The organism is Planctomycetaceae bacterium (genome assembly GCA_041398825.1).
GTDB lineage: Bacteria > Planctomycetota > Planctomycetia > Planctomycetales > Planctomycetaceae > F1-80-MAGs062.
In genome coordinates this window covers 650,382-671,264 of sequence record JAWKTX010000001.1, presented here as the reverse complement: position 1 = coordinate 671,264, position 20,883 = coordinate 650,382, and the positions used below count along the sequence as shown (strand labels likewise).

Annotated in this window: 11 protein-coding genes; 6 read left to right on the top strand and 5 right to left on the bottom strand. The window is 54.2% G+C overall.

Annotation, left to right across the window (positions count from 1 at the left end; genetic code table 11):
- Positions 1-5: 5 nt before the first annotated feature.
- The 5 genes from lptB to R3C20_02320 all read right to left on the bottom strand — a co-directional run bounded on the left by lptB (position 6) and on the right by R3C20_02320 (position 7,110).
- Positions 6-770, bottom strand: coding sequence for an LPS export ABC transporter ATP-binding protein (gene lptB, locus R3C20_02340; GenBank protein MEZ6039315.1), 765 nt, complete (start codon positions 768-770; stop codon positions 6-8).
- Positions 771-978: 208 nt separating this feature from the next.
- A complete protein-coding gene (gene lepB / locus R3C20_02335) occupies positions 979-2,934 on the bottom strand; it encodes a signal peptidase I (protein MEZ6039314.1) in 1,956 nt (651 codons plus the stop codon).
- A 400-nt stretch (positions 2,935-3,334) separates the two neighbouring features.
- Entirely contained in the window at positions 3,335-5,074 is a 1,740-nt protein-coding gene (gene lepB, locus R3C20_02330) for a signal peptidase I (protein ID MEZ6039313.1), read from the bottom strand.
- 92 nt (positions 5,075-5,166) lie between these two features.
- The gene (locus R3C20_02325) at positions 5,167-5,607 is read right to left on the bottom strand and encodes a hypothetical protein (protein ID MEZ6039312.1); all 441 of its coding nucleotides are present in this window, start codon (positions 5,605-5,607) and stop codon (positions 5,167-5,169) included.
- 255 nt (positions 5,608-5,862) lie between these two features.
- Positions 5,863-7,110: a GNAT family N-acetyltransferase gene (locus R3C20_02320; GenBank protein MEZ6039311.1), complete on the bottom strand. Its 1,248-nt coding sequence runs from the start codon at positions 7,108-7,110 to the stop codon at positions 5,863-5,865.
- A 365-nt stretch (positions 7,111-7,475) separates the two neighbouring features.
- Here R3C20_02320 and hemE point away from each other — a divergent pair, with 365 nt between their 5' ends.
- The 6 genes from hemE (at position 7,476) to uvrA (ending at position 20,646) form a co-directional block, all read left to right on the top strand.
- Complete coding sequence (gene hemE, locus R3C20_02315) at positions 7,476-8,525, top strand: uroporphyrinogen decarboxylase (GenBank protein ID MEZ6039310.1); 1,050 nt, start codon at positions 7,476-7,478, stop codon at positions 8,523-8,525.
- A gap of 70 nt (positions 8,526-8,595) precedes the next feature.
- Complete coding sequence (gene hemG / locus R3C20_02310) at positions 8,596-10,062, top strand: protoporphyrinogen oxidase (GenBank protein MEZ6039309.1); 1,467 nt, start codon at positions 8,596-8,598, stop codon at positions 10,060-10,062.
- Positions 10,062-10,466, top strand: a complete 405-nt coding sequence (locus R3C20_02305; GenBank protein MEZ6039308.1) for a DUF2237 domain-containing protein — start codon at positions 10,062-10,064, stop codon at positions 10,464-10,466. The genes hemG and R3C20_02305 overlap by 1 nt, the downstream gene beginning before the upstream one ends.
- A 120-nt stretch (positions 10,467-10,586) precedes the next feature.
- Entirely contained in the window at positions 10,587-12,803 is a 2,217-nt protein-coding gene (locus R3C20_02300; GenBank protein ID MEZ6039307.1) for an FdhF/YdeP family oxidoreductase, read from the top strand.
- Position 12,804: 1 nt separating this feature from the next.
- Positions 12,805-13,392, top strand: a complete 588-nt coding sequence (gene mobB / locus R3C20_02295) for a molybdopterin-guanine dinucleotide biosynthesis protein B (protein ID MEZ6039306.1) — start codon at positions 12,805-12,807, stop codon at positions 13,390-13,392.
- A gap of 174 nt (positions 13,393-13,566) precedes the next feature.
- Complete coding sequence (gene uvrA, locus R3C20_02290; protein MEZ6039305.1) at positions 13,567-20,646, top strand: excinuclease ABC subunit UvrA; 7,080 nt, start codon at positions 13,567-13,569, stop codon at positions 20,644-20,646.
- Positions 20,647-20,883 lie beyond the last annotated feature (237 nt).

Below are 20,883 nucleotides of genomic sequence, written 5' to 3'. Positions count from 1 at the left end.
AACATCTACGCCGACTTACGAAATGAGTCCCGACCGCCAATAATAGATTCGGCATCAAAGCGCTTCCCAAAATAGTTTGCGATTGCATTGGGATCACTCAAAACAGTTTCGGCGTCGCCAGATACCAAAACCCGACCTCCGCAGATGATGTAACTGCGATCCGTAATGGTCAGAGTCTCGCGTTCGCGATGGTCAGTCAAGAGAATCGAGATACCCCGATTTTTCAGGCCTGTGATAATGTCCTGAATGCTGTGAATCGTGACTGGGTCAATTCCCGTAAAAGGTTCGTCCAGCAGAATGATTTGCGGATCGCTGGCAAGGGCTCTTGCGATTTCCAGCCGACGTCGTTCTCCCCCGGACAATGAACCGGATCGTTGAAGTCGCTTTTCAAACAGACCGAACTCGGTCAGAAGCTGTTCAATTCGCTCGCGAGCCTGCTTCCTGCTGTACCCGCGAAACTCAAGTATTGCCTGAATATTCTGCTCCACTGACAGCTTTGCGAAGATGCTGGGATCCTGAGGCAGGTAACCGAGTCCCGCCTGCGCGCGACGGTACATCGCCCATTGAGTGACGTCCTCATTCCCCAGAAACACCCGACCTTCTGTTGGCGAAATAAGTCCACAGGCCATCCGAAACGAAGTGCTTTTTCCTGCTCCGTTCGGTCCCAGCAGTCCCACAATCTCTCCGCGTTCGACGTGAAAACTCACACCGTCTACGGCTCGCTTGCCAGGGTAATCCTTCACCAATCCTTCGCATCGCAGCAGCGTCATAAAGAATCCTTCTTTGTATGTGCGGCCGACGGATTATGGCGAATACCGCAAATTCCCGCTACCGGATTTGCGTCCTTCCGGTCAGGGCAGGGTACCCGATTCATTCGGAGAAGGGCTCAACCATCAGACAGAAGTCACTGAGTCATTCATAAAAACCGCTGTCAACCCTCAAAAATGGGGAACATTTCCGTCACTGCCACACCCATCCTCAGCGAATCTTTTTCATTCTGGAGAAGTTGGGGTAAAATGGAAACCGGTACATCGGGTAGTCCGAGCGTGCCAAACCATCACGGGTCTGAACGGTATGTTTCGTCAGCGTGAAGCCTTCGCCGCCATTCAGGAACGGAATGCCGTGCGGCCAGAAAATGAACAGGGCTTCGCCGATCAGATCCTGTTCCTGGACCGCGTAACGGTGGGCGTAATGACCGTTCATCGGTCGACTAAAATAGTCGAAGAGCCGACTGTCTTTGCTGGCCGGAGAATTGTCGCCGAACATCAAATACTCGCCATCACCAAGATGATAGTCGGACAGCGAGCCGTAATCGGCAATCTGCCGTGAAACGAGTTCGTCGTACAACGACGCGTACACGCGTGGGTTCCTCACAGCAGACATCAGATTGAACATTTCATCCGGCGGAACCTCTCCAACTACATTTCTGCCTTCTGCCCAGGTGCCAGGTCGTGGCGTCGTCCCGTTCGATTCCTGAAAAGCAATCGTATCGTTGCGATAGTAGATGTCGCGTTGAATCAACAGGTCAGAAACCTGAGCTTTGATGCCGCTGGCCGCTATACCAACAGGTGTCAGGTCATCCAGTGTTGCTTCACCCGGTTCAACAATAGTGAAGGCCGCATCATCGCCAAAATCAACAAGATCGCCGTTCACCCACAGGCAGAGTCTGTCGTCGACATTCGCAAAGACGACTTCGTACGTCCCTGAACCATCAATGGACGTAACCGCCGTGGCTTTCAGTTCAGGATTGTCGGCTTCTTCGTCCACAACCCGATTAATCACAAGCAATTCGGCATTTCCCGTCTCCGGAGAGATCCTGCACCGGTACCAACGCTGCCCCTCAATCAATTCCAGCATGATCTGAGCACCCGGTCTGATTTCCTCGATCTGCAGTGTTGCATTGATCGTCAAATCACCGACCCAGAACAGGCCGTCATCGTAAGACCGATGCGCCATCGTAAATGAATTGAACCCGCAAAAATCCAGAATCAGCGACGGCTCCAAAGGACGGTCCAGGCGGCCATCATCACGAATCTGCACCCAGTCACGATCCGTCGGAATCAGGTTTCTGTAGCGTAACCAATGGAGTTCTTCATCTTCTGCGTCAACGGCATAGGTGCGATGACTGCGGTCACATGACCAGGCGTTCTCCGTTTCCTGCCAGACTGCTAAAGAGACGTCCGCATCTTCCGAATGGACATCAATCGTCGATCGATCCCTGGCTGCGGCTGGAATCCAGCGTTCACCACCGCCAGCTTCCAGCAACACGGGCGAGGGATGATTGTCGTCGTACACAACCAGTTGAATGTCTTTCTGACGAAACGGATCGTCTTTCCGAAGGATGCGCCAGGGATCCGAATCCAGCTTTCTTGCGTACAGATTCCCCTGACGAATTCGCACGGTTTCATTCGGCAGGCCGACTAATCTCTTGATGTAGTTAACATGCGCTTCCTCAGGATTCTTGAAGACAACGACATCGAATCGATCGAAACTCGCGCATTGTTTGTTAACCAGAATTCGATCGCCGTTAAACACCGGAGCATCCAGAATGTCGTTGACATAGTGGCAGTTCGGACATTCAGATTTGTCAACTCGCGCAACGACGACACCGGAATCCTGATCGATTTCCTGACTGGCGCCGACCGCGTACGCATACTGGCAACTTTCGCACGCAACTTCTTTGTGCCGCCCATAAAGAGTGGGAGCCATTGAGCCTGTCGGAATGACATACATCTCCGCCTGAAATGTCTTGAACAGGAAGGCCAGTACAAAGGCAATGGCGACAGCCTCCATTGTTTCGCGGGCCTCTTCCATGGGAGTCAGCTTGCGTCGCGCAGGTTTCTTTTGCGGCGAAGCAGACTCTTTGGCAGCCGTCGAAACCGTCCGTCCAACATCGTCTGAAATCGTTCCTGCGTCCGGTTGTTCAGGGGGCATCGCTGATGACTTGCCTTTTTGTGACATCCCAGGTTTCCACGAGTCCGCACCAGAAGCGGCCCGTCCGAAGAATCATTTGTTTGAAAACTGAATCGTGACTGACCAATCTGCCTGCCATTCGCCCAACACATGAAAATCCTGGTCAAATCCTCGTGCCGAAGTGCAGGCTGACGGACGTCGGGTCAACACCTGAAGCCTGATCCGCTTCTAAAACCCAACCCTGAAGCCTGTCCCTGAAACGCCGGGCCCTGAGAATTTGCTCAGGCGTTGCTGGAACTTTAACGACATCGGAACACCCTCGGGATTGCAGTCCGTTTGGAGTGCAGTGAAGAATGGACTCTGCTGCCTGACCACAAATTCTCTTCTTTCAGGCCGTTGCCGCGAACCTTCACTCGCACGATTAGTGAATGTAGCGAATCCTGTCCCAATCAGGAATTCGAAGGGGCACCTGCCACCCATTGAAATCCAAAACCGCCGGGCGGGAAGGCAGATGAAGCAGAAATGGCTTGCCCAGGAGCATATTGTGCGGGACAAACGGATCCATCCAGTTGCGACTATCCGCCGAAACAGGACTGTTGTCTCCCATGACGAAATAACTGTTTTCGGCAACAAGACAGGGCTCTTCCACCGCATTTCGACGACGTCCGGGCGTGTAATAGACGTCGCGATACATTCTCAGCTGACGAATGGAAACGTCAGTCCCATTCACTTTGATTCCCCATCGCCCCTGCTGTTCCCTCAACATCGCACTGCGCAGAGCGCGGTCGGAATTTGTCACCGTCCCACTGGTGTTGATTGGCGCCGCACCGATTTGCCCTCCGACACTCAGGCCGGATTCATCAGCGAACCAATGCGGGTCGCCCACTTCTCCGGGATCGATCAGAAATGGCACGAGTACCTGATCACCGTCTATTGCAAAAACAACCTGACTGTCAATATTCGACGCTTCAATAGTGACAACGGTCGGTCCGTCTTCCGATCGCTGCAGGGCTGGCAATTGCCGAGTCTGCAACGGCTTATCAATCCCATCTGCCAGCAACGCGATTACATTTTCCGCTGGAGATAAAACAACTCGAAAGACGGACGAGGCCACAGGAATTTCGACGACGATTTCCTGCGGCGTCTCTGTCCACGAGAGCGTTGCTTCCAGCATAAGGTCCGTGACAGGATACTCTCTTGACGAAATCAATGCGTTGTAACCATATCGATCCGTCACCGAGCAAAGGTGGGACAACGCGGCCAGTCGGTGTACTGCGTTCCTGAACTGTTGGTTCGTGGCTTCTCGAATCAGGTCCCGCTGCAATTCCAGCGGCATGACACCCTCACAACGAAGAACCTGCCGTTCACGATCATACTCAACGCGGCTCGCCCAGCCGAGGGGCAAACTTCGAAACCGTTCGAGAAATGCCGCCCAGTCTACTTCTGCATCCTCAGGACTGACAGGCGTCTCTACAAAATGCCCACCACCGAACCACCGCCAGGGACGAAAACTGAGACTTGCTTCGGCATCAGACTGACGCAACAGGTCATCGGCAGGAAGACTGCCACTGGATGGATCTGCCACCGCATCGACCGTCGTCGGAACAACGTCCCATGATTCATCCAGATCCCAGGACATTTCCCACAGGGGCGAATCGGCGAGATGACGAAGATCACTCACCGCAATACGCATGTCACGTTGGGTTCGGTAATCTTTACGAGCAATGCGACCATCAATGAACACCTCGCCATGCGAGATCCTGACCTGCTCTCCGGGTAGACCGATTGTCCTTTTGACGTACGCCTCTTCTGGAGAAGCCGGGTTCCTGAAAACAATTGTCTCCCACCGTTTCGGCTGACGAAAATCGAACACGTGCTTCTGCACGAGAAGTTGATCTCCATGGCTGACCGGCACTTCAGAGACTGAAATATTGATCTGTCCGCAGTTGGGACAAGACGCATACTTTCGCGTCCCATCAGTCGAGTCAGCGGTCAGCTCCATCGGATCAACAGACTCATCAAACGAAACGCCAAATGCAAATGGGAATTGGCAGCTGGGACACACGGTGCGTTTATGAAAGCCACGAAGTCCCGGTGCCATCGATCCCGTTGAAATCAGGTAACCTTCGAGCACAAAACCACGCAGCAGAATCACGGCCATCACGAAGCAGGTGATTAAATCAACGCTCGAACGCAACCAGGCGCGATTGGAAACTTGATTCTGTCTTGTCGCAGATGGCACGGGCCGAAACCTCAGAAACCATTCAGACGCAATTGGACTTCGTCAGCCTTCGATACGCCTGAATCCGAGTCCGACGGAATCGAAAACCGAACGTGACTGCGGTATTCCGACACAACAGAAACCGGTACCAGCGAACCTGCACTCGCACTTCGAAGAATGGTCGGTCCGGGAGAATCCAGCATACCATTCGAAAACGGGAACGGTTGTGATCGCGGTGAATGATCACTTTGCACAGGCAGTGAAACGACTCGAGAATCAGTTGAATTCGTATGTTGCGAACGCTCATTCCTGACAGACAATTGGAACCCCATAAACGGAGTTGGAGAATCACTGTTCATCTGCAGAAACGAACCATCGTATTTGCAGCCCGCGTTTGCCACGATCACAAGGACAGACAAAACGCAGCAAACACACGATGAGTGAACCGACTTGCTGTCTCTCTTTCTGTTCATTCTGATTTCCACGGAACAGGCGATCTTGCTTTCAAGTTCACTGCTGGCGTGCAGTCAATCACGCCCATCAGACGAACATGTTCCTGGATCAGCCGCGTCGGTGTCTACGCGAATCTCCCGCGGTGACCGTACAGAAGCCCGCAGGGAATCTGTCCAGGAAGCCCACGACCACGGAACCGGCAGATACTGCCGGTCGAACCGTCTACTTCAGTGACGCCCTCCAGAAACTGCGTTTCTGTTCTCCAGTCGGACGTTTCACGCCGCGCGTCGAACCGGCTCACCCTCATCCCGGAACTCCTCCACAACCCGCCTCGGGAACAAATGCGAAAAGACCGAGGTAATCAACAGTCTTGTCCAAAGAGAGGTACCTTTAATGCAGAGGCTGCGAGAAGACTGGCTGCACAGGAGCTTGGATCGCTTGAATTCATCCACCGTTTGCCCCCAGCTGACGAGTTCAACATTTCGATTCAGCGATTCCTGCATCAAAGCGTACATGATGTTGAAGTAAAGGGAGTACTCAGCATTACGGCTGTAATTCACGCCAACGTACATCGCATAGGCAACTTTGCCAGCGACGAGAACATTGCCAAAAGCGAGCACAGTAGTACCATCCATCAGGAAACAATAGATGCTGTCGTCGCCAAACTCAGCAGACAGTTCCTGAAAGAAAGCCTGTGAAAGAGTCTCCAGGCGATGTTCTGATTTTCCGAGGACAGCTTCATACAGCCGATGAACATCGTCCGAATACAGGGCTTTCACTTCCAGCGGATCCGTTGTGACATGCAAACGGATTCTGTCCTGCAGCTGCTTGCGGGTCTTGCGAATATCCCAGCGTTTCTTCTTGTGATGCTTTGCTAAAAAGCCCTCGAACGACGTCGCTGTGGCTCTGTGCTCGTTCATGGGCAAGCTGTCCGCAGACAAATACCCATGCGTCTTCAGCAGATCGACCAACCGGGATTCATCGCCCGTGAATTCTTTGAAAACAATAAACCGTGCTCCCGACTGCCCTGCGAGATATTCCATCGCGCTGTTCACGCGATCAATCACATAAGGCGCGGATGCCCCCGGCTTGATGCGAAGATTGCTTTGTCCTGCCGAAACCGGCATGCCACAGAAAAGAATGGGATGTGTATTCAGTGCGGGTACGATCTTTGAGGCCAGCTTGAGCCCCCGAATCGGAAGACTTTCGTCGGCAAGCAATGTTCCCTGAATACAGGTTTGCCATGCGCAGAGTATGGCGCACGGCTGACCAGCGTCATCACAAATCAGCAAATACCAGAACCGATCTTTGTGCGACAACGACCGCTCCGTGATCCGAAGCATTCGAAGGTCCATAAAGACGTCTTCGTGGTGCCTGACCTGTTCCCAGGCGTTCGCGTCAATCGCATCGACCGTCGGCCAGATTGTGACACCCTTCATGACCCCAATCGATAAGATTCCTCCGTCCATCTTCTCCCCCGGCAGTGTACTTTTCTTCAGATAAACTCCAGGGGATGAATCCACCTGATCAATGCACCCGCCTTGTTTATCGACGAGCGGCCGATGTCGCGCCAACCAAATGCAACATCGGCCGGACAGACTCCAGTCGTGCTGCCTCACCGCGGCGAGTCAGCATTCTGACGCCCTGAAATCAGGAGGAGAACGGCCAATGCCGCCGAAGTTCCCACTGACTTTCTCGGAAAAGTATGTATTCGTAAGGCGGAACTGGCAGATCCGGGAATCCCGTAAATGCGATCAATCGCGTCTTTCCGGACGAATCCACGGTCGCAGGATGCCGTGCCGCCGTTGAACGTCTATCATCCGGCCACGCATGGTCTGACAACGGTCTGCGAGCACTGAATGTTCAACCTTTGAAGAGGCAAGACGGAATGTCTTCGGTTCAAGCAGTAGTCAATAACAGCCGATTCATGAAAGCCGTTCGGCGCGAAGCGGTCGATACAACGCCACTCTGGATTATGCGTCAGGCGGGTCGCTACCTGCCCGAATACATGGCTGTGCGAAGCAAAGTTACCTTCATGGAACTCTGCAAGACGCCGGAACTCGCATGCGAAGTCACTGTCACAGCCCAGCAGGTTCTGGGAGTCGATGCGGCCATCCTGTTCGCTGATCTGCTCCCAATTCTTGAACCAATGGGCATCCATCTGGAATACATGAAGGGCGAAGGCCCCGTCATTCATAACCCACTGCGAACCTCAGCCGAAGTTGACCGATTGTGCGCTTTGGAGTCTGTTGATTCCCTGGATTACGTGTTTCAGGCGGTGAAACTCATCCGCGCGGCGCTGGCAAGTGACATTCCGCTTCTCGGATTCGCCGGTGCACCGTTCACATTGGCGTCTTACTGCATCGAAGGCGGCGGCTCGAAAAACTACATCCACACAAAAACAATGATGTACAACGATCCCGGCGCCTGGGACGTCCTGATGTCCCGACTGGTGGACTCGGTCATCATCTATCTCAAGGCCCAAATTGAAGCGGGATGTCAGGCAGTGCAGGTCTTTGACAGCTGGGCCGGATGCCTGTCCCCTGCTGACTATCGCCGCTTCGTGATGCCGCACACGAAGCGACTGATTGAATCCGTTTTGCCGCACGCCCCGGTCATCAATTTCATGACGGGCAATCCTGCGCTGATTCCTCTGCAAAAAGACGTGGGGGGCACCGTCATGGGCATCGACTGGCGTGTCGATCTTGGGGAAGCATGGAACACATTCGGTCCGGAATTTGCGGTGCAGGGCAATCTGGATCCCGTTTCACTCTACGCCGACATCCCTGTACTCAGACAGCGCGCTGCGGATGTGCTGAATGCCGCGCAAGGGAGAAACGGGCACATCTTCAATCTCGGCCATGGCGTCATGCCAGACATGAATCCGGATCACGTGAAAGCGCTTGTCGAAATCGTTCATGAACTGGGTGCGCGTTAGCTGACTTTCCGCAGCCGCATCCCTGAATACGCGGTCGTATCCGCGTCCCACGAAGGATGGCAGTTTTGAAATGACTTCTGACCCGGCGACTGCGTCGAAACATGTTTGTGTAATTGGCGCAGGTATTACTGGCCTTGCGACGGCGTGGCGACTGGCCTCCAGTGATGATCGAATCCGAGTCACAGTACTGGAATCGGGTGATCACGTCGGGGGAATCATTCAGACCATCCGGCGCGACGGATTCCTGATCGAGCTGGGCCCCGATTCGTTCATTACGAACAAACCGGGAGCCATTGACCTCGCAAGGCAGATCGGTTTCACAGAGGAACTGATCCCCACCGACGAAACCTGGCGGCGCAGTCTGGTTCTTCGCAAGGGCAGGGCACTCCCGGTGCCCGATGGTTTCATGCTGATGGCACCCGCAAAACCGATGGCCATCATGACAACTCCGATTCTGTCGATGAAGGGAAAGTTGCGTCTGCTGGGCGAAGCCATGGTCCCGCGCCGCAGGGAAAGCACGGACGAATCGCTCGCCAGTTTCGTCCGTCGCAGGTTTGGCGCCGAGACGCTCGATCGACTTGTGCAGCCTCTGGTCGGCGGCATCTATACATCCGATCCGGAAAAGTTAAGTCTTCAGGCGACGCTGCCACGGTTCGTGGAAATGGAAAAATCACATGGAAGTGTGATCCGGGCGACGCTGGCAACACAGAAGAAATCAAAGAACGCGGCCGAAGCAACATCCGGCAGCGGTGCACGATACGGACTTTTCCTCACCGCTCGAAACGGGCTTACATCGATGATGCAGGCGATCGCCGAGGCCTGCATAAAAACCGGCCGAGTCACATTTGAATTCAACCGACCTGTGCGTGAAGTCACGCCGGCAGCAGAAACGACCGCCAGTCACTCGAGCCGATGGCATGTACTCATCGACGGCGAACCTGCTCCGCAGACATTTGATGCGGTGATTCCAACATTGCCAACTTACCTCATCGCCCGACTCCTGCCCGATACTCGTTTCGATGCACTTCGAACGGCTTTGCAAACAATCGAATACGCATCCAGCGCCATTGTTGTCAGCGGTCACCGCCTGCGCGATTTCACCCACCCGATGGATGCATTCGGTCTGGTGATTCCGCACAAGGAAGGGCGTGAGATTCTCGCGGTTTCGTTTACCAGTCGTAAGTTCCACGGTCGCGCTCCGGATGGCCACATTCTGCTGCGGACGTTTGTTGGCGGGGCAATGCAGCCGCATTTGATGTCAAAGACAGATGACGAAATTCTCAGGATGGTTCGTCAGGAACTAAAATCCATTCTGGGAATGAAGGGCGATCCTGTTTTTGAACAGGTAGCTCGCTATAACAACGCAATGCCCCAGTACCATGTTGGTCACGCCGACCGTATTCGTCGGATTGAACAGGAAGTCGCGTGTTTCAAAGGTTTGGAACTGGCGGGCAGTCCCTATACTGGCGTGGGCATTCCGGATAGCATCGCAAGCGGAAATTCGGCAGCAGACAGAACTTGTATTGGATTATGGTAATGGCGAAGAACGTCTTTGGCGGTGACCTGCTTGTTTGTTCATCAAATCCGCTGACAGGATTCTTTCGCAGCGGGAAGTGCGAAACCTGTGGCGACGATGCCGGGATGCATACGGTCTGTGCGGAAATGACGAAAGAATTTCTCCAGTTTTCGTACGACGCTGGAAACGACCTGTCGACGCCCCGCCCGGAGTTTCGTTTCCCGGGCCTGAAACCCGGTGACCGCTGGTGCCTTTGCCTGCCACGATGGATCGAAGCGTTTGAAGCTGGAATTGCCCCAAAACTGATGTTGAAGGCGACACATATTTCAGCCATCGAACACATTTCGATGGATGTGCTGCTGCAATACGCGCTTGATGCAGACGATTACGTTCCCGACATGGTCGACGACATTGACCCCATGTAGGGTTCCTGAATGCTGTCCGCTGTCATACGAACCTGAGTCGTTGGGCTTCAGGTCATCCGGACCCCATTCGATACAGATTCCTTTTATAATCACCATTGCACCTCAGATTTGAATTCGCCAATGAAAACACCTCGATACGGTGGCGGGTGGAAGGCCATTGCTTACAGCATGAAAGTGGCTAGTCGTGTCGGCTGGTGGAACATGTGGAAAGCCATGCGGTCGCGCAATACCTGCAAGACCTGCGCTGTTGGAATGGGTGGGCAGCTTGGCGGAATGGTGAATGAAGGTGGTCATTTTCCGGAGGTCTGTAAGAAATCGTTTCAGGCGATGGGATCTGATTTGCAAAGCCCGATCCCGGATGATTTCACACAGCGCGTCAGCATCCATTCCCTGAGATCCATGACTCCGCGGCAACTGGAATTCTCTGGTCGACTCGCGCAACCGCTGCTGCTTGAGCGTGGCAGCACACATTACCAGCCCATCAGCTGGGACGAGGCCATTCAGCGGTCGGTTGAGGCCCTGAAAGATGCCGGACCCCAGCGCAGTTTCTTCTATGCAAGTGGGCGATCATCGAACGAAGCCGGATTTCTTCTGCAAATGATGTCTCGGCTGTTCGGCACAAACTACGTGAACAACTGTTCGTACTATTGCCACCAGGCAAGTGGCGCTGGTCTGGGATCAACAATTGGAACAGGAGCAGGCACGGTTCGACTGGAAGACCTGGACAAGGTTGATCTCTACATCCTGATCGGAGCAAATCCGTCGTCGAATCATCCGAGACTCATGAGAACCCTCATGAACCTTCGCAGACGCGGAGGAAAAGTCGTGGTCGTGAACCCCGTCAGAGAACTGGGACTCACACGGTTCCGCGTCCCCAGCGATGTTCGAAGCCTGCTCTTCGGCAGTGAAATTGCCAGCGACTATCTTCAGCCACATATTGGCGGCGACATGGCGTTGCTGGTAGGAATCGCAAAGGAGGTGATCGAACAAAACGCTCACGATCCGGACTTCATCCGTCAACATACAGAAGGATTCGACGATTACCTGGCCAGTGTCCGGCAAACATCCTGGGAACAGATTTGCAATCAATCCGGAATCGACCGCGCGACCATCAGCAGCATCGCCAGGCAGTACATCGCTTCGAAGAATACAGTCATTGGCTGGTGCATGGGAATCACGCACCACCTTCACGGAACCGCCAGTGTGCAGGCCATCGCGGCATTGCTGCTGCTTCGTGGAATGCTTGGACGGCGCAACGCTGGCGCAATGCCAATCCGAGGGCATAGTAATGTGCAGGGGCTGGGCTCCGTCGGAGTCACTCCGGTGATGAAGCAATCGATGCTGCAACGGTACGAACAGAAACTCGGGATCACCCCTCCCACTTCTCCCGGATATGACACCATGGCCTGTATGCAGGCGGCCCACCGCGGTGAAATGGATTTTTCACTGTGTCTTGGCGGTAATCTGTACGGCAGCAACCCCGATTCGCAGTTCGCAATGCAGGCCATGCAAAAGCTTAAGACAATTGTCTACATGTCCACCACACTGAATACGGGGCATGCCTGGGGAACAGCCGATCAAACCATCATCCTGCCCGTTCTGCCGCGAGATGAAGAACCGCAAACAACGACCCAGGAATCGATGTTCAGTTTTGTACGACTTAGTGACGGTGGAAAGGCCCGCATGCCCGGGCCACGCAGTGAGGTTTCCATTCTGAGCCAGATCGGACAACAGTTACTCGGTCCCGAAAGCAAGCTCGACTGGAAATCATTGGAAAGCCACAGCGCCATCCGGGAATTAATTGCCGATCTGATACCCGAATATCAGCAGTTGAAGACACTGGATTCTGGTGGCAAAGAATTTCATGTGCCGGGACGTGCTGTCGAAGACTATCAGTTTCCAACCGCTTCGGGGCGTGCGACCTTTCACGCCTTCCGGCTGCCCGAAACAGTGCGGCCTTCCACAACCGATCAGCAATCCGAAAATACGTCCCTCACTCTCATGACACTCCGTTCCGAGGGACAGTTCAACAGCGTGGTCTATGACGAAGAAGACCTGTATCGAGGACAGGAGCGGCGCGATGTTATCCTGATGAATGCCGACGACATACAGCGAATGCGGCTTCAGGCAAACGATCGTGTGCGAGTGACCAGCGCAGCGGGAGAGATGCGTTACATTCTTGTGCGGCCATTCGATATTCGGGCTGGTAATGCCGCCATGTATTATCCCGAAGCCAATGTTCTGGTGCCCCACGCAGTCGATCCACTTTCGAAGACACCGGCATTTAAGTCGGTTGCAATTTCAGTGGAACGAGAATCAAACGAAACATCAGCCTGACATGTCGGAAACCAATAACGATGCCTCTGCCGACGTTCAAACGACGAAGGCTGTTCCGCGAGTTCATATTGTCGGGCGAAAAAACTCCGGCAAGACAACGCTTGTCTGTGAACTGGTCGAATTTCTGACGAGGCAGGGTCTGCAGATCGCAACCGTCAAACACACGCACCATCATCACGAACTCGATACACCCGGTAAGGATTCGCATCGTCACCGGGAATCCGGAGCAGCAGCAGTTGGCATTCTTTCTCCGCAAATGTCAGCCGTCTTCATCCCTGCCGACCCGGCTCAACATTCTGATGACCGTGAATCCCGTTACGACGCCCTGCACTCGGCATTCGCGCACTGTGACCTTGTCATTGTCGAAGGTGATCTGCACACGTCCGCCGCGCGAATCGAAGTCTGGAGAGCTGCTGTATCAGAACTTCCGTACGCGGCCACGATGCCGGAAATTCGAGCCGTTGTCACCGACGACGTGTTACCTGCTGACACAAAATGCGGTGATGGCTCGCAGTCGACGATTCTCCCTCGCCGAGATCTCCCCGAAATTGCTAATTTCATCAGGTCTCTGGTCATGACGAACGCGTGATTTGCGACACCGGTCGATACGAGGCGCCCTGAAGAACTCGGGGTGAACGATGCCTGAGAGGCAGTTTCAGCCACGTGACGAACAGAAAAATGTGATCTAGAATCCCGCGGCTTCGCCTATCCCAAAAGTCCTGTCAGAACACAACAAGGCTCGCTGCCCGGCGTTTTGAAATCTATGCTCAACTCAGACATCGTCATCAAGGGTGCCCGCGAGCACAATCTCCGAAATATTTCGCTCAGCCTGCCGCGCAACAAGCTCATCGTGATGACGGGAGTCAGCGGTTCCGGAAAAAGTTCGCTGGCCTTCGATACGCTGTATGCAGAAGGTCAGCGTCGCTACGTCGAATCGCTGTCCACCTATGCCCGACAGTTTCTCGGGCAGATGCCCAAGCCGGACGTCGATTCTATTTCGGGCCTCGCTCCCTCGATTTCCATCCAGCAGAAGTCGACCAGCCGCAACCCGCGCAGCACGGTTGGCACTATCACCGAAATCTTTGACTATCTCCGGGTACTCTTTGCTCGTGTCGGTCAGGGATACTGTTACGTCAGTGGTCAGCCCATCAAAGCCCAGTCGACAGATTCCATTATCGACAGTATCCAGACCCTTCCAGCGGGCTCAAAGTTTCAGATTCTTGCCCCCATCGTGCAGAACCAGAAAGGGGAATTCCGTGATCTGTTCACCGATCTGCTGAAACGTGGCTATCTGCGCGCACGCGTCGATGGAGAATTCGTATCTTTATCCGACGACCTGAATCTGCGAAAGCACCACAAGCACAACATTGAAGTTGTGATTGATCGCCTTGTTGCTGGAAACGTCCAGCGGGCACGTTTGGCAGAGGCGGTGGAGCAAGCCCTGAAGCTGGCCGACGGACGACTGATCTGCGTGAGTGAATCAGACGGAGACGCCACCCCGTTCAGCAACCCTAAAGTCCGGAAGAGTCGGAGTAAGGAACCAGAGGCAGACAACAACGCGACCTCGGCTTCTTCGGACGTTGTTCTCACAGAGCGACTTTACAGCGCCCGCTATGCGTGCCTGGAAAGTGGCATGAGTTATGAACCGCCAACACCACAGCTGTTCAGCTTTAACAGCCCGCTCGGAATGTGCCCGGATTGCAATGGTCTGGGCATGCGACACAGCTTCCCGCTGCACCAGCTAATCGTTGACGATACGAAAAGCATTCAAAAAGGCGCAACACTGCTGTTGCCGGCATGGACCAAAATTGGTCGATGGCCGCGTCATATTCTGTCCGGGGCCGCAGAAGCAATCGAAGAAATCTGCAGCCTGCCTGCAGGTTCAATGCTGAAAACCAAATGGAAAGACCTTCCCGAGAAAGCTCAACAGCTCTGGCTGTATGGCACCGGCGATCGACACATCACATTTACCTGGCGAACCCGCGGCGGGGCGTGGAAACATGGCGGCACCTGGGAAGGCTGGGTCAATCGGCTGCTCGAAAGTTTCCGAACAGCCAAAAATCCAATGCGCCGTCGCCAGCTTGAAAAATACATGGAAGTCCTCACCTGCAGTTCCTGCGATGGCGAACGTCTGAACAATCAGGCGCGACATGTCAGATTGACGACCGCCAGCAAGACATTTCTTGCGAGAACAAAGCGTGAGCCGACGAGAAGCCGGAACGAAAAGGTCAACCGCATCGGAGAGCTTTCGCTGCCTCAGGTATGTGCTCTGAGTATTCAGGAAGCAGCTGAATTCTTCGAAGCACTTGTTTTGGATCCAACGCAGCAAATCATTGCCGAAGAGGCATTGAAGGAAATACGTGGCCGACTGGGCTTCCTGCTTCAATGTGGTCTGCATTACCTGTCACTGGAGCGATCTGCACCAACACTTTCGGGAGGCGAATCGCAACGAATTCGACTCGCCGGACAAATTGGATGCGGATTGGTAGGCGTTGTTTATATCCTGGATGAACCCAGCATCGGCCTGCATCCACGCGACAATACCATGCTGCTGGAAAGCCTGCAGCATCTGCGTGATCAGGGCAACACGGTGATCGTTGTCGAACATGACGAAGAAACGATGCGAGCGGCAGACTATGTGGTCGACTTTGGGCCTGGTCCCGGCATTCGAGGTGGTGAACTGGTTGTCGAAGGGACTGTCGATGATGTTCTGAAATCAGAACGAAGTGTGACCGGTGCTTATCTGTCTGGACGAACTCAAATTGAAGTTCCCAGAGTCCGCCGGGCCCCCGATGGTCGCGGCGAATTGGTCGTGCACAACGCTCAGCACAATAACCTGAAAGGCCTCACAGCCAGATTTCCTCTGGGACGATTCATTTGCGTCACGGGTGTCAGCGGCTCGGGCAAGAGTTCGCTGACGAACGACATTCTCTGGCAGGTGATCAATCGTGACGTCAACAAGGGTAACGGAGATCCGGGCTCGCATGACCGAATCGAAGGCCTTGAACTTCTGGACAAAGGTATTGACATCGACCAGTCTCCAATTGGCCGAACACCGCGTTCAAACCCGGCAACCTATGTCAAAGTCTTCGACGAAATTCGCAAGCTGTTTACGCAACTGCCCCAGTCAAAAATGCGTGGCTACAAATCGGGGCGATTCAGCTTCAATGTGGCGGACGGCCGTTGTGAAGCCTGTGAGGGCCACGGGGCAACGAAACTGGAAATGGACTTTCTGGCCGACATCTGGGTCCCGTGCAATGTGTGTGAAGGGCGACGATTCAGCCACGAAACACTTGAGGTGAAGTTTCGCGACCACAGCATTGCCGACGTTCTTAATCTGGAAATCCGAGACGCCCTCAAGCTGTTCGAAGCATTTCCAAAAATCACTCGACTTCTGCAGACGTTGTGCGACGTCGGACTCGACTACATGCGACTCGGACAGGCGTCGCCAACTCTTTCCGGCGGAGAAGCGCAACGCATCAAGCTGGCACGGGAACTGGGGAAGCGTTCGACGGGCAGGACGCTCTACATGCTGGACGAACCCACGACAGGCCTGCATTTTGCAGACGTACACAAACTGCTGGAAGTGCTGCACAACTTCGTCGAAGAAGGCAATACCGTCGTCGTCATTGAACATAATCTGGATGTCATTAAAACCGCAGACTGGGTGATCGACATTGGACCAGAAGGTGGAGCAGGAGGCGGCCAGATCGTTGTCGAAGGTACTCCGGAGGAGGTCGCACGATGCCGTCAGTCCCACACCGGTGCTGCGCTCAGGGCAGTGCTTCCCGGGATGAAGCCGAGGGCAAAAAAATCGACCAACAAACAGGACCGCAAATCCGGATCAGATCCGTTTATCATGTCGGAACGGATCCAGATTACCGGTGCCTCTCAGCACAACCTGCAGCATATCAGCCTGCAGGTTCCGCGGGGACAGATGAGTGTCTTTTGCGGGCCCAGCGGCAGCGGTAAAACATCACTGGCCATGGACACACTTTACGCGGAGGGCCAGCGCCGGTACGTGGAAAGCCTGTCTGCCTATGCCAGACAGTTTCTTGGCCAGATGCCAAAACCGCGAGTTGACAGCATTCAGGGATTGAGCCCGGCTATCGCGATTGAACAAAAGACCGTCGGTGCGACCCCACGCTCGACCGTTGGCACGGTGACGGAAGTCTACGACTACCTTCGGGTTCTATACGCGCGGCTCGGAACCCTGCATTGTCCCAGGTGCGAAGTGCCAGCTCGAAAACAAACGACCGATGAAATCGTTGACAGTATTCTTCGCCTCGGTGCAGGTGAAAAGCTGTTGCTTCTGGCTCCCGTCGAAGTCGATCGAACAATGCCATTCGGTCGTGTTTGGGAACGTTTGCAGGCAAATGGATTTGCTCGCGTGCGGGTTGACGGCAGAACGCATCTGCTGGATGCAGTCCCGGATATCGATCATCGACGAAAACATGACGTCGCCGTTGTTGTGGACCGAATTACAGTCGACAGGAAATCCAGAGGACGCATCACCGATTCGATCGAAGCCGCATTGAATCTTGGTAAAGGTGTCATTCAGGTCGCCGTTTCTCAAGCGGGTATCGAAGAACCCGACTGGACGATCCACCGATACAGCCTGCACCTTTCCTGCCCGAATTGCCAGGCGTCATTTGAACCGCTGGCACCCCAGAAATTCTCGTTCAACAGCCCACTTGGCTGGTGTCAGGCCTGCGAGGGTCTCGGAACTGAATTCGGGGCCAATCAGTCACTTCTTATCACCAGTCCGGAACGCAGTTTGATGGATGGAGCCGTTGGCGTCTGGCCCGATCCAAAAACACACAGAGCGTTCGGACGCATGCTTCAGTGTATCAGCGATGAAACAGGGCTGCCGCTGGATAAACCCTGGTACCTGCTAAGCCCACAGCATCAACGCTTCGTTCTCTACGGCGACAGCGAGCGTTGGATGGAAATCAAAGCTGACACCAGTGAACCGACCAAAAAACGGAAAGCGGTTGAAGCATCGAAGGTTGAACGCATGCCGGGATTTCGCTTCCGTTACCGCGGGCTTTATCCTTCCATCGAAGCGGCCTCCCGACTTTCGTATTCGCACCGACGATCGCTGATGGAAATGGGTGGTCAACGGGACTGTTCGCTTTGCAATGGGACGCGGTTACTGCCAGTACCGGCCGCTGTTCGGTTGCGTGAGGTCACGCTGCCGCAACTGTGCCGCATGCCGCTATCCGCCGCCCTGAATTTTCTGGAATCGCTCAAGCTGAATCGTGATGAAAAGAAGATTGCAGGAGACCTGCTGAATGAAGCCGTTCATCGGCTGAACTTTCTGGTCGACGTTGGGCTCGACTATCTGACACTGGATCGGGGAATGCCAACGTTGTCCGGTGGTGAGTCGCAGCGGATTCGACTGGCCGGACAAATTGGTCGATCCCTGACCGGTGTACTTTATGTTCTTGACGAACCGACAATTGGCCTGCACCCGCGTGACAATGGCCGATTGCTGGCCGCGTTGCGACGTCTGCGGGATCTTGGAAACACGGTCCTGCTGGTCGAACACGATCGGGAAGTGCTGGAAGCAGCGGATAACCTTTACGACTTTGGCCCGGGAGCGGGTCGACTGGGCGGTAATGTTGTCGCACACGGATCTCCTGCCGCCATCAAAAAGAAATGGTCCGGTTCACTGACCGGCGACTATATGAGCGGCGTGAAACAGATTCCGGTACCTCTGACACGCAGAGTCATCCGAACGACGGACTCAGAAACCGGGACGGATTCCAGGCCAAACAAAGCAAGACAAAAAACCGGAAAATCGAACTCGAGATCTACGGCAACCACATTGGAAAAATCCGCTCCGGCACCGACACCCGCTGCACAATTTCAGCCCCAAAGTGGCGTGTGGTTGTCTTTGCTGGGAGCCTGCCAGAACAATCTTCGCAATGTCGATCTGCACATTCCGCTGGGAACTCTGGCATGCATTACCGGAGTCAGCGGCTCCGGAAAAAGTTCACTTCTGATGGACACTCTGGCTCGTGCTGTCGCAAGACGACTGAACCTTTCGACTGAAGCCCCCGGCCCGCATCGCGATCTTCTTGGCATCGAACATCTGAGTAAGATTGTGATTGTTGACCAGAACCCAATCGGTAATACACCCGCCTCAAATCCTGCAACATACACTGGGGTATTTGAAGAGATTCGTGAGCTTTACTGCCGGATGCCCGAATCAAAAGTTCGGGGCTACAAACCTGGTCGTTTCAGCTTCAATCGCCCCGGTGGGCGGTGCGAAGACTGCGAAGGCATGGGCCAGCAGAAAATCGAAATGCACTTTCTGCCCGATGTCTGGGTTGAATGCCCGACCTGTCGAGGCAAGCGATTTAATGCCGAAACTCTGACCGTGAAATTCAACGACTGCAGCATTGCGGATGTTTTGGAAATGCCCATCGACAAAGCACTGGAGGTTTTCCAGAACGTGCCAAAGATTCGTGCACCGCTCGCGACACTGAACGCCATTGGACTCGGTTACCTGACACTCGGTCAGTCTGCTCCGACTCTCAGTGGTGGCGAAGCGCAGCGACTTAAACTGGCGGCTGAATTGTCAAAACCGAATCGGGGTCGAACACTTTATCTGCTGGATGAACCTACGACAGGCCTGCATTTCGATGACATTGCTCGACTATTGACGGTACTGAACAGCCTGGTCGAACAGGGCAATTCAGTTGTGGTCATTGAACACAACCTTGATGTCATCAAGACCGCGGACTGGATTATCGATATCGGCCCCGAAGCAGGCGCCGAAGGTGGCCGAATCGTGACGCAGGGGACGCCCGAAGACGTCGTTAACTATGCAAAAATCACAGCAGCAAATACATCGACAAAGGCGGCCGCCCCGTATCGTTCGTGGACTGGCGAATTGCTCGCTCCGGTGCTCGCTGAATCTGCAACCGGCACTATTGAAACACTCAATATTGCAGAGCTTGCGAAGAAGAAGTCGACCGATGTCAGTATCGAAGAACTTGGGAAGGCAGCTCGGCTTCCGTGGGAGGTCGACGGCCCCAGGTGGCACATCCACGACCGTGTTTCCCATGCCGGTGACCCCTGTCGATGGGACGGCCAGGCGCTGAAATATGTAACCGATCTGCTTTCGAAGAAGAAACAGCTGGCCGCTCCCAACTGGAACCATCGATCAACTGTTGAGATCAAAGGCAACGCTGGACTCGGCTGGTTCCTGCATGCACGGACCGGAGGCGAATGGTTACTTCCATTGTGCTTCCGGGTCAAAAAGAACACATTTACAACAGAACAACTGGACGCTGATCTCGGGCTGCTGCCTCTGGATGAAATGAAAGACGTCCAGGCCTATGGGCGTGAAGCCCGTGTTAAGGTACGAAATTTGAAGACGGCCTGGCAGGAAGTGACTGTTAAGGTCTGGGATAAGAAGGAGATCGATACAGCAGAATTCCGCAGGTTTCTGGATGCTGCTGCAGCCGCTTTCGTCGAGCAATCATCGAAGGAAAAAGCAAATCCTGACGACCTGATGCCCTGGAAGCAGCTCGGCCGCAAGTGGCATACGATGCGAAAATCGCTTCCGCTGAATGGCCGGATTCCCTGGGAATTTGAAGTCATCGAAACACTTCTGCCTCTGGTTGAATCAACATTCGCAGAATGCGACACAGACTACAGTCTCCGCAGTAAGATCAACTGGAATCGCAAATCCGATGGACTGTTAATGGCCGAGCTTCACACCAAACGGGCCGATGGCGTTGATCTGATTGTCTATACAGAACACGATTCGATCACAATCGGCTCAATCGCCGAACTGGGATCCGAACAGGAGATCAAGAAGTACCCGTGATGGTCACGACGCCGTTCGACTGCGTTTTACGAAAAAATCTGCAGGCCGCGGCCCGTATGGATCACCGAATTCCTGAGTGCAGCGGGATGATGGGCCCAGCGATGATGAGACCAGCACCTGCCAGGAAACTGAACTGGCGGGCGACGATAAGGCGAAATGGCACGTCATCCGCCGAAGCATCCTCACGTGCACGTGCAGGGGCAGGGGGCGAGCAGGCTTATCGAAGCATCACTGCGC

Bases quoted from the DNA above. Each gene is read 5' to 3' on its own strand.
- R3C20_02325 (MEZ6039312.1), bottom strand. From the start codon at position 5,607: ATGAACAGAAAGAGAGACAGCAAGTCGGTTCACTCATCGTGTGTTTGC.
- mobB (MEZ6039306.1), top strand. From the start codon at position 12,805: ATGTCGGAAACCAATAACGATGCCTCTGCCGACGTTCAAACGACGAAG.
- hemG (MEZ6039309.1), top strand. From the start codon at position 8,596: ATGACTTCTGACCCGGCGACTGCGTCGAAACATGTTTGTGTAATTGGC.
- lptB (MEZ6039315.1), bottom strand. From the start codon at position 770: ATGACGCTGCTGCGATGCGAAGGATTGGTGAAGGATTACCCTGGCAAG.
- R3C20_02305 (MEZ6039308.1), top strand. From the start codon at position 10,062: ATGGCGAAGAACGTCTTTGGCGGTGACCTGCTTGTTTGTTCATCAAAT.
- uvrA (MEZ6039305.1), top strand. From the start codon at position 13,567: ATGCTCAACTCAGACATCGTCATCAAGGGTGCCCGCGAGCACAATCTC.
- lepB (MEZ6039314.1), bottom strand. From the start codon at position 2,934: ATGCCCCCTGAACAACCGGACGCAGGAACGATTTCAGACGATGTTGGA.
- lepB (MEZ6039313.1), bottom strand. From the start codon at position 5,074: ATGGCCGTGATTCTGCTGCGTGGTTTTGTGCTCGAAGGTTACCTGATT.
- R3C20_02300 (MEZ6039307.1), top strand. From the start codon at position 10,587: ATGAAAACACCTCGATACGGTGGCGGGTGGAAGGCCATTGCTTACAGC.
- hemE (MEZ6039310.1), top strand. From the start codon at position 7,476: ATGTCTTCGGTTCAAGCAGTAGTCAATAACAGCCGATTCATGAAAGCC.